We start from the raw sequence: 10,533 nt of genomic DNA, 5'->3' as shown, positions 1-10,533 counted from the left end.
GAAGTGGAAAGATCGGGTATTAAGGCTTTTGCTACCGTTTCCAGAACAATCCAAAACCATTATCAAACCATTCTCAATTACTTTGACAAAAGGCACACCAATGCCTCAGCAGAATCTTTCAATGCAAAGATTAAAGCCTTAAGAGCACAATTCAGAGGAGTAAGAAATGTCGAGTTCTTTATGTTTAGACTAATGAAAATCTATGCCTAATAAAACTATCCCCCCAACTTTTTTGCTTGATCCCAAAACGTTGAGAAACTTTGCGTAGAATTGATATGGATTAAAACAAAAAACCCTGTAAATCAGCCAATTTACAGGGTTTTGGTGGTTTCTGATGGTCCACTTTGTGGGAGCAACAGGATTCGAACCTGTGACCCTCTGCTTGTAAGGCAGATGCTCTGAACCAGCTGAGCTATGCTCCCTTTTTGGTAAAGAATCAAAACCTATCTGGGTTTTGATTTGGTATAATGAACTTAATAAAAAAGCCTTCAGATGAAGCTAAAGGCATTTTTGTGGGAGCAACAGGATTCGAACCTGTGACCCTCTGCTTGTAAGGCAGATGCTCTGAACCAGCTGAGCTATGCTCCCCTTGTTTTGGGACTGCAAATATAGAATTCCGACTTAATTTGTCAAAATAAAAAGTGAAATAATTTTTACAGCGCTGATTTTAAGAAATATAAGGTTGAGCGTATCACTGTACATCCCTGTATTGTGCCCGCGGTCGCGGGTCTTCTGGCAGTATTTCCATCTCCGGATCGCCGATGTAATTGGCATACCATTGTATGGCGCTTACCAAATCAAGCGCGTCTTCGGCATCTAAATCAATGGTTTCGAAGGCATAAAGCTTATGATCGGCATAGCCGTAAAGCTGGATCTCATTATCGTCGGCGCTAAACCGCTCCTCGTCAAGGCAAAATACTTTAACCTTAAGGCGTGTATCCCTGGAATGGATCACATCCCGGCAGGGGTTTCTTGGATCGGTAACCAGTAAATATACATTGTGGTCCATAATAGTCAATTAACAAAGTTTGGTAGGGATGGTTTCTATAGTAAGCATTTTCTATAACAATTTGTTTGCTTGCTCAGGCATCATTTCCCATATGGGGAAAATAAACTCATTGCCGGGTAAATTATCTACAAAAAAACTTACACGGAGTATTAAAAAATTGGCTTTTAAGCTGTTATAGGCGTATTTTAACAATTGGCATTTCGTTTGACTTCATGTTATTACCCTTCTCAAGGGGTTGTTTTTCATAGGTAGATGTAGGGTCGAAATACTGCGAGAGTGTTTCGACCTTTTTTATTCATCCAATCTCATTTATCAACGCTTTTTCGTTTGGCTGCGTATGGCACTTCTTAATGTTCGATAATTTGTTACAGTATTTTCTTCACTTTTCCCTTTGCTGTAGTTTAAAATCGAATTATATAAAAAAAGCTTGATGTTTTTACTTGCGGTTAATGTACTTGCCTAAGTTAACCACTGGGAAAATTCACATCAATTACGGAAAGTATTTCTACAAAATAAATGGCTGGTTATCACAATATACGCATAAATGGTGCTTTAAAGGCCGTTTTGGTAATTGGCACTGCCTTTGAATTATAGTTAATACCCTTACAAAAAAGGGTTGTTTTCATAGGTAGATGTAGGGCCGGTTAAACTGCGAGAGTTTGACCGGTCTTTTTGTTTTTACTTCCTGTTAATTGCATAAGAATTAAAAATGCAGGCATTTTAACTAATGAATAATCATTTCCCCATATTATGGTGTCATTTCTACGCATTGGTGCGATTTGACTGTCTAAATAACTGCCAATTAGTCGTTTAATAGTGTTTTTTGCAGTTGGCATTTGGTTTGAATAAGTTATAATACCCTTCTCAAAGGGTTGTTTTTCATAGGTAGATGTAGGGCCGGAATAACTGCGAGAGTTGTCCGGCCTTTTTTATTGCCGGGGAATTTAAATTCCGTTTAACTCAAAGTTCATAGAGAATTGATCATCATTGCAAATATTGCGCGGTTTGGGGAATTGTTTCCAAACGAAAATATTTTAACGTTGAAAAACCCGCCCAAACAAGCTATTAGGGCATATATGGCAATTGGCATATAATTTGGATTAAGGTTAATGTCCTTACCAAAAAGGACTGTTTTTCATAGGTAGATGTAGGGCCGAAATACTGCGAGAGTGTTTCGGCCTTTTTTAATGTATCATTCCCTTATTTCCTTTCCCCGGTTCACCCCGGATTGATAGCTGAATTTTGTCTCTAAGTTAAACACTCTGTTTCGGAGTAGGTTAATTATCAACTTATTGCAATCTGCAAGGTTTATATGGGCGTATATCATTTACAAAACGAAACTAATTTATACCACTTAAAATCAAAACTTCTATGAAAACATCCGAACAAGAAAGCATAGGCGGAACTAACATGGCCAGGAGGTCGTTTTTGCGTTATGCGGGATTAGGGGTAGCCTCGGCAGGGCTCTTGGCAACAGCGGCATGCCACAAAGATCATAAGGTAATTGTTGGCGGGGGCATTGATATTGGCGCGAAAGGCGACCTTGCTATTTTAAACTACGCTTACGCCCTGGAGCAGCTGGAGGCAGCGTTTTATATCCAGGTAGTTGCTTCTCCCTATTCGGGCATGACCAGCGACGAAAAGGCGTTATTTACCAGCATCCGCGATCATGAGGTTGTTCACCGCGAGTTTTTCAAAAAGGCCCTTGGCGGCAATGCCATTCCGGCTTTAACAGTTGATTTCAGCTCGATCGATTTCACTAAGAAATCTGCAGTGCTTGGTGCGGCCAAAGCGTTTGAAGATACCGGTGTTAAAGCTTATGATGGCGCCGGCTACCTGATCCAGGATGCAGGTTATCTAACCATCGCCGGTAAAATTGTATCGGTTGAGGCCAGGCACGCGGCATTGATCAGCAATATGCTTGTTGCCGGTTCATTTGCTGCCGACGACCAGGTAGACAGCAATGGTTTAAACAGATCGGCCACCATTGCCGAGGTATTGCCTATCGCCAATACCTACCTCAAAACTAAAGTTAATGCATCTAATTACGGTTACGTAGCTTAAACCCACATCGCCATGAATTTATTTAATATAGTAGAAGAATTAGAAAAAGTTGATCCGGAACTGAACGACAGGCTCAACCCACGCCGCGCGGCCATCAAAAATATAACCAGCTTCGGTTCGAAGGTGGCGCTGGCAGCCGTGCCATTTGCCCTGGGCACTATGCTAAAAAGGGCTTACGGCGCAACAGCTACAACCTCTGTTGTTGATGTGTTGAACTACGCGTTAACCCTCGAGTACCTCGAATCGTCATTTTACAACCAGGGAGCTGCTTCGGCCGGGTTGATCCCGGCTTCGGGCACGGCTTATATCAATACCGTAAAGGATGACGAAAATCAGCACGTGGCTTTCCTGAAAACAGCTATCACTCAATCTGGAGGTACGCCGGTTACTTCGCCAAAATTTGATTTTACGGCGGGCGGTGGTACCGGTAACGGCCCTTTTAAAGGTGTGTTTAGCGATTATAGTTTATTTCTGAAGGTAGCGCTTGCCTTTGAAGACACCGGCGTACGCGCTTATAAGGGGCAGGCGCCAAACCTGCTGGGCAATAAGGATATTTTAACAGCGGCGTTATCAATCCACGCGGTTGAAGCCCGTCATGCTTCGGCTATCCGCCAGTTGCTGGGTGTTTCACCATGGATTACCAGCACTGCCACCTTAGGTAATGATACCGGCATATCGCTGGTAAACGGTAATTACGCAGGCGAAGAAACAATAAAACAGGGAGGAGTTGATCTTACTACCTTGCCAAGCGTAACCGCATCAACAACATCCGTAGCGGTAGCTACCGCGGCGTTTGATGAGCCATTGAGCAAAGATCAGGTATTGGAGCTATTAGTTGGTACTTTTATCTACAGTTAAGCCCAAACGGTAATCCATCAAAAAAAAGACCGGCTCCTTTACCAGGAAGCCGGTCTTTTTTTAAAATAGTACCTGAAACTATTTATTCAAAGCGCGCTGCCCGAATTTAATCAGGTCATTGGGCCGGATATAGCCTACCGTTCCTGATATGGGTTTCCCTTTACTATTAAAAATGATCATGGTAGGGTAGGCCTGTAAGCCCCATTCGGCAGCGAGGGCCGGGCCTTGTCCTTTTTCCATATCAATGGCTACATTCACAAAATTATCGTTATAAAAATCAGCTACCTTATTGTTTTTAAAGGTAATGGCTTTTAGCATTTTACAGGGGCCGCACCATGATGCATAGGCGTCAACAAAAATATATTTCTTTTGCTTTGCCGCCTGTTTTAAAGCTTCGGTCCATGAGTTTTCAATAAAGTTGATTTGCGTTGATGGTTTACCCGGCGTTTCCTGGGCTTTTACGGTATGATGATAGTTTGCCAGCCACAGCAGGATTATGAAGCAGGAGAAATGCAGCGTTTTTTTCATTTTTTTTAATCAGCCCCTAATATAAAAACAGCACGTATATAATGTGTTATACGTGCTGTTTATTATGGCGGTTATAAAATTATTGATTTAGTTGGCCGGCCTGCGTTGTTGCTGTTGGCGTTGTTGCTGCTCCTGCTGGCGCTGTTGCTGTTGTTGCTGACGCTGCTGCTCCATCTGCTGCTGGCGCTGTTGCTGTTGTTGCTGACGCTGCTGCTCCATTTGTTGCTGGCGTTGTTGCTGTTGCTGCTGGCGCTGCTGCTCCATTTGCTGCTGGCGTTGTTGCTGTTGCTGCTGGCGCTGCTGTTCCATCTCTTGCTGGCGTTGCTGTTGTTGTTGCTGGTGCTGCTGTTCCATTTGCTGCTGGCGTTGTTGCTGTTGCTGGCGTTGCTGCTCCATTTGCTGCTGGCGTTGTTGCTGTTGCTGCTGGCGCTGCTGTTCCATCTGCTGCTGGCGTTGTTGCTGTTGCTGCTGGCGCTGCTGTTCCATTTGTTGCTGGCGTTGTTGCTGTTGTTGCCGACGCTGCTGCTCCATTTGTTGCTGGCGTTCCTGGCGCTGACCTTGCTCATCAACCGGTTTGCTTTGTAAGCCTTGTTGCCCACGTTGCTGCTGTGCCTGTTGCCTTTGCTGTAACTGTTGCTGACGAGTAGTAGCCTGTTGATTCCTTTCACGTTGCTGCTCATCTTGTGCGCGTTGTTGCAGTTGTTGCTGCTGTGCCTGTTGCCTTTGCTGTAACTGTTGCTGACGGTTAGCCGGTTGTGCCTGGCTACGATTGTCTGCAGCGGTTGGTCTGGCTGCGGGCCTGTCATGGTTAACCTGTACTATCCTGTTATCAGGTTTTTCAGTACGGGCAATTTCCCTTAATCGTGCCGCGTTATTACGATTTACAGTGATGTTATCACGGCCCCTGTTGGCAATACCCGCATTAGGGTTTTCCTGACGGTAAGCCACTGCGTTCACTACCCTTGCAGGTCTTGCGTCGGGTGCTTTCCTAACTTCAGGGCGATAAATGTTTACCGTGTTGTTCACTACCCTGCCGCCGCCGTTTGGCCTGTTAACATTGGTTATGTTATAAACACGCACATTCCTGTTGTTGGTTACCTGCCTGATTTCGTTTATACGGGGGCCGGTAATGTAGGTGTTGTTGTTATTAACATACGTATTGTTAATAATGGTAGTGCGGTTAATGATATTCACTACCCGTGGGCGCGGTGTATAATAGTTATAAATCTGCGGACTGGTAATGTAAGCCTGCGGCGCGCAAACCCAATAGTTATCGGGCACATGATAGCCGCCGCCTAACGAAATGCTGATACTGATACCCGGTTGTAACGGGGCCCAGCCGTAATAGCCGCCGCCATGCCTCCAGGTTACCCAGGCCGGTGCCCATTCATTACCCGGAATCCATTCCCATCCATAATAATCGTCGTAACGCCAGCGGCCGTAATGAAACGGTGCCCAGCCCCATTTATAGTCCGAAACCCAGGTATTACCGTAATCGGTAACTACCCAATGGCCGCGGGTGGCGTATGGTCTGAAATCATCTTCGGCATCCGGAACCCAAACGTTGCCGTATTGCGGGTCGGAAACCCAGGTGCCGTAGGGGTCGAGCTCATCGTAAAATTCCTGGTCGGATACGTAGCCTCCATCCTGGGCTTTGCTGATATTTGGCGCGGCGAGCATGATCAAAAATGCTATCAGGCTGATGCCGCATATTCTATTTATAAATTTCATGGTAACAAGTTTTTATAATAGTTGCTGTCACGTTGTTAAGTTATAAGTATGACAGGCAGAAGTATAAAACGTTTAAATCAAAAAATGTTTTATACGGTTACACCCTTAAGTAAGGGAAATCGCTTTTGAAAGACATCTTAAGTGTAGCCTCACCTAAATCATCTCCAAGGGAGAGGACTTTAAGAAACAAGGTGCTTTTTCTTTTTTGGAGAGTGCTGGGGTGAGGCGATTTCCCTACATCCTTAAACACACGGCCATCATACCATGAAATATTATTGTTACCTTGTGTGCCGCGCTAAAAATTAAATAATTTTGCTACCTGTTATAAACAAAAGCATGAGTACAGTGAACATCCCACGCCTTGATCTTGATACCTATATAAACGGTACAGCCGATGAACGCAAACAATTTTCTGAGGATATCGGCAAAGCGTTTAACGAAACCGGTTTTGTTACCATTACTAATCATGGTTTAAGCAAACAGCTGATAAATAAGCTTTACGAAGATGTAAAAGCGCTTTTTGCATTGCCTGATGAGGTAAAACAAAAATATGAGATCCCCGGGCTGGCGGGCCAGCGTGGTTACACCGGCAAAAGCAAGGAAACCGCCAAAGGCTTTAAAACGCCAGATTTGAAAGAGTTTTGGCAGATAGGGCAGACCGTTACCGATGACGAGGCCCTGAAAGCCCAATATCCCGAAAACGTTGTGGTAAGCGAGTTGCCCGACTTTAACACAACCACCATAAACATTTATAAAAAGCTGGAAGCTGCAGGCAAGCATTTGCTACGCGCCATAGCGGTTTATCTGGAACTGCCCGAAGATTACTTTGACGATAAGGTGCATAACGGCAACTCCATCCTGCGTACACTACACTATTTCCCGATCACTAACCCCGATGCGGTGCCCGACGACGCGGTGCGTGCCGGCGCGCATGAAGATATCAACCTCATCACCTTGCTGATTGGCGCCAGCGCCGACGGCCTGGAGGTATTAACCCGTGATAACACCTGGTTCCCGGTAAAAGCCCATGGCGAAGACCTGGTAGTTAACGTAGGCGATATGCTGCAGCGTTTAACTAACAATAAACTAAAATCGACCACGCACCGGGTAGTGAACCCGCCCCGCGAGCTGATGGGTTTTTCACGTTATTCAGTACCGTTTTTCCTGCACCCCAAATCAGATATGGATCTGACCAGCCTGGAATCGTGCATTGACGGGGAGCATCCTAAATTGTACACCGATATTACCGCGGGCGAATACCTGGACGAAAGGTTACGGGAGATTGGTTTGAAGATGTAACGATAACAAAAAGCCCTTTCAATTTTGAAAGGGCTTTTTTATAATTATTTGTGTATTATTGGTAATCTGAACCTTATTAACTCATGATACAGCCGCTTGAAAAAAGTGAATCGCGCAAAATAATTTACAGTATTTATTTTAATTGTTATCGCACTGCACATCTGCTGGCTGCTTACTTCGCTTTTGCTGCGCGATATGCGATAGCGGGGCGCTTGCTGATAACACGTACTACGTATTGGCTGTGTTTCGGCACAATTTGTTGGTACGCCGCTATAATTGAGAAACAGCCCCTTTTACTTTGGCCCGAGAAACGTCACTCATTTTGGTTTTATATCGGATCTGTTATTTTGATGCTGTTGATGATAGTTTTGATAGGTGTTTTAATTTGGTTACCGCTTAGCCAGATGGGTTTTAAGCCGAGTAATTTAGTGGTTCAGATGTTAATGCTGCCGCTGTCAATAAAGCTCCTTACGGTTATAACGGCGGGAATAGTGGAAGAACTTGTTTTTAGAGGATATATTCAAAGCCGTTTGCAACTCCTTTTTAAAACCGAACACCTACCTGTTTTTATATCGGCTACCTGCTTTGCCTTACTACATGCCTCATACGGAACGCTGATCAACATATTGATGCCTTTTGTTATCGGGGTGATTTTTGGATATCATTACTATAGATATCGCAACATCAAAATCCTCATTATTTGCCACTTATTAATTGATGCAAATGCATTGTTGCATACTACGCTTCCAAAGCATTAACGGCTTAACCGGCCAAACACAGTTTTATCGGGTAAATTACCGGATGCCGCCTGCCTTCGTTTATACAAAACAAACAGCGCCGTAGCCAATACGCCAATAATACCTTCTATACAAACTGCTCTGCGTGGCCCAAGCGCGCCGGCTAACCATCCTGCCATCAAACTGCCTACCGGGATCATGCCCTGGTAAGCCATCACATAATAACTGATGGCCCTCGCCCTCATGGCCGGAACGGCGTGGGTTTGAATGTAAGTGTTGATGGCCGATGTTTGCGCCATCATCCCTATGCCGGTAAATACCATAAATATCAAAGCAAAAGGAAGTTTACCTGCATAGGCTACCATCAATACGCTTACGCCAAAAATGAGGCTTGCGGTGCTCATGATTTTTACCAGGTTTTTGCTGGTTTTAAGGTTGGCCAGGTAAACCGCGCTGATTACCGAACCCAAACCGGCGGCGCTTTCAAACCAGCTGAAGGTTTTGGCGTCGCCGTTAAAAATATCTTTAGCGAAGATAGGCATGAGGGTATTAAATGGAATCACGAACAGGCTGCTTGCAGTGAGCATCAGTATCATGCTGCTCAGGTCGGGGTCGCCCGATACATATCTAAAACCTTCCTGCAATTCGGCCCAGATGCTTTTTTCTGAACGAACGGGAACGATGGTGTTCAACTTCATCATAAACAAACAGGTAAGCACCGGGATATAACTGATGAAATTGCCGAAGAAACAAATATCCTCGCCAAATACACTCAATACGATACCTGCAATGGCTGGTCCGGCAATGCGGGCCAGGTTGGTCATGGTTGAGTTGAGGGCGATTGCGTTAGGCAGATCATTTTTATCATCAACCATATCAACCATTAATGATTGGCGGCAGGTTACATCGAAGGCATTTACAATGCCCTGCAATAAACTTAAACCGATAATAGCCGGGATATTATAAAACCTGAACAGGAGCATGAAAGCCAGCGCGCCGGCCTGCAGCATAGATACCACCTGTGTGATAACCAGTATGCGGTAGCGGTTATGTCTGTCTACAATACTGCCGGCATAAGGAGCCAGAATGAGCGAAGGGATCAGGCTTACAAAACTGACCACACCTAATAACAGGGCCGAACCGGTAAGGCGGTAAACCAACCACGCAACTGCTGTTTTTTGCATCCATGTGCCTATCAGGGAAATTGACTGACCGTAAAAAAACAGCTTGAAATTACGGTATTTTAATGAGCGGAAAACATTCATCGTACCAAAACCTAACAAAAGCAAATTCAGGGTAGTACTTAATGCAAGAACTATTGATTTGTTTTATGATGCAAATATCGCCCATAACTATACATTTGTAAAATAGATTGTTTTAATAGGATTGATTGGTAAAAACGATTAATTATGGAGCTACGTCAATTGCAATACTTTGTAAAAGCGGCCGAAACGATGAATTTTACGGAGGCGGCCTCGGCTGTGTTCATTACCCAAAGCACGCTATCGCAGCAGATTAAACAACTGGAAGAGGAATTGGGTATGTTGTTGTTTGACCGCATAGGTAAACATGTGAGGATTACTGAAGCCGGGCATATTTTTTTAGCCCATGCCCGCAAAATTTTAAACGACGTACAGCGAAGCAGGCAGGCCATCAGCGAATTGCAGAACGCTACCACCGGCGAATTGAATCTTGGCGTATCTTATGCTTTTACCTCGCTGTTGTTACCCGCGCTGGCACCTTTCAGCACAAAATACCCAGGCATCAAAATTTTTATCACTTACGGCAACCCTGAAGAGTTAGAGAAAAAACTGCGCCTGGCCGAACTGGATATGATCCTTGCCTTCCATAACGAAAGCGATGATGAGGATTTGGAAATGCAGGAATTGTTTAGCTCGAGTGTAGTGATGGTGGTATCGAAAAACAATCCTTTGGCTAAGCTGGATAAAATAAGCCTGGAAGAATTAGCTAAACAGGAATTGATTTTGCCCGGTAAAGGTTTCAGCTCGCGCGAGTTTATTAATGAGTTGTTTAACCGGAAAAAGATAGTGCCTAATATTAAGATAGAGCTGAACGATGTGCATTCATTGCTGGCTTTGGTTGAAAACGGCCATTGGGCAACCATACTGAACGAGAAAGCGCTTATAGGCTGGAATAAAGTGGCTGCGGTGCCCATCCAATCAAAAGAGATTAAACGGCAATCGTATATCCTTTGGCAAAAGGGTGTTTATCGTAAGCGGGCGGCTATTTTGTTTATTGAGGAGTTGATGCGGGTGATGGAAAGCGAGTAACAAAAATCATAATAAC

At 44.4% G+C, this 10,533-nt stretch carries 11 protein-coding genes and 2 tRNA genes; 6 read left to right on the top strand and 7 right to left on the bottom strand.

Features of this window, described 5'->3' with window-relative positions:
- Positions 1-3: 3 nt before the first annotated feature.
- Complete coding sequence (locus tag LX99_RS17555) at positions 4-210, top strand: transposase (protein WP_342769432.1); 207 nt, start codon at positions 4-6, stop codon at positions 208-210.
- Between the two features lie 137 nt (positions 211-347).
- On the opposite strand, the gene LX99_RS17550 is transcribed toward LX99_RS17555, so the two are convergent.
- From LX99_RS17550 to LX99_RS17535, 4 genes are all read right to left on the bottom strand, one after another.
- Positions 348-422 (bottom strand) — tRNA-Val (locus tag LX99_RS17550).
- A 91-nt stretch (positions 423-513) separates the two neighbouring features.
- Positions 514-588, bottom strand: a tRNA-Val gene (locus LX99_RS17545).
- 103 nt (positions 589-691) lie between these two features.
- A complete protein-coding gene (locus LX99_RS17540) occupies positions 692-1,009 on the bottom strand; it encodes a hypothetical protein (RefSeq protein ID WP_109609043.1) in 318 nt (105 codons plus the stop codon).
- Between the two features lie 644 nt (positions 1,010-1,653).
- Positions 1,654-1,845, bottom strand: coding sequence for a hypothetical protein (locus LX99_RS17535; protein WP_109609042.1), 192 nt, complete (start codon positions 1,843-1,845; stop codon positions 1,654-1,656).
- A 535-nt stretch (positions 1,846-2,380) separates the two neighbouring features.
- On the opposite strand from LX99_RS17535, the gene LX99_RS17530 reads away from it, so the two are divergent.
- The gene (locus LX99_RS17530) at positions 2,381-3,073 is read left to right on the top strand and encodes a ferritin-like domain-containing protein (protein ID WP_022833837.1); all 693 of its coding nucleotides are present in this window, start codon (positions 2,381-2,383) and stop codon (positions 3,071-3,073) included.
- Positions 3,074-3,085: 12 nt separating this feature from the next.
- Positions 3,086-3,931, top strand: a complete 846-nt coding sequence (locus LX99_RS17525; protein WP_109609041.1) for a ferritin-like domain-containing protein — start codon at positions 3,086-3,088, stop codon at positions 3,929-3,931.
- Positions 3,932-4,009: 78 nt separating this feature from the next.
- Here LX99_RS17525 and LX99_RS17520 read toward each other — a convergent pair whose 3' ends face one another.
- The gene (locus LX99_RS17520; RefSeq protein ID WP_109609040.1) at positions 4,010-4,459 is read right to left on the bottom strand and encodes a thioredoxin family protein; all 450 of its coding nucleotides are present in this window, start codon (positions 4,457-4,459) and stop codon (positions 4,010-4,012) included.
- An 87-nt stretch (positions 4,460-4,546) separates the two neighbouring features.
- Entirely contained in the window at positions 4,547-6,190 is a 1,644-nt protein-coding gene (locus LX99_RS25745) for a DUF6600 domain-containing protein (protein ID WP_170122734.1), read from the bottom strand.
- A 336-nt stretch (positions 6,191-6,526) separates the two neighbouring features.
- Here LX99_RS25745 and LX99_RS17505 point away from each other — a divergent pair, with 336 nt between their 5' ends.
- A complete protein-coding gene (locus LX99_RS17505; protein WP_109609038.1) occupies positions 6,527-7,489 on the top strand; it encodes an isopenicillin N synthase family dioxygenase in 963 nt (320 codons plus the stop codon).
- An 83-nt stretch (positions 7,490-7,572) separates the two neighbouring features.
- Positions 7,573-8,247: a CPBP family intramembrane glutamic endopeptidase gene (locus LX99_RS17500; RefSeq protein ID WP_109609037.1), complete on the top strand. Its 675-nt coding sequence runs from the start codon at positions 7,573-7,575 to the stop codon at positions 8,245-8,247.
- Here LX99_RS17500 and LX99_RS17495 read toward each other — a convergent pair.
- Entirely contained in the window at positions 8,244-9,491 is a 1,248-nt protein-coding gene (locus LX99_RS17495) for an MFS transporter (RefSeq protein ID WP_109609036.1), read from the bottom strand. The two genes, LX99_RS17500 and LX99_RS17495, sit on opposite strands and share 4 nt — an antisense overlap.
- Before the next feature lie 144 nt (positions 9,492-9,635).
- Here LX99_RS17495 and LX99_RS17490 point away from each other — a divergent pair, with 144 nt between their 5' ends.
- A complete protein-coding gene (locus tag LX99_RS17490) occupies positions 9,636-10,517 on the top strand; it encodes a LysR substrate-binding domain-containing protein (RefSeq protein WP_022833830.1) in 882 nt (293 codons plus the stop codon).
- Positions 10,518-10,533: the final 16 nt, after the last annotated feature.

Origin of the sequence: Mucilaginibacter oryzae (assembly GCF_003148845.1) — a bacterium.
Lineage (GTDB): Bacteria > Bacteroidota > Bacteroidia > Sphingobacteriales > Sphingobacteriaceae > Mucilaginibacter > Mucilaginibacter oryzae.
The sequence above is the reverse complement of the archived record's forward strand: the minus strand, read 5'-3'. Positions and strand labels throughout refer to the sequence as shown.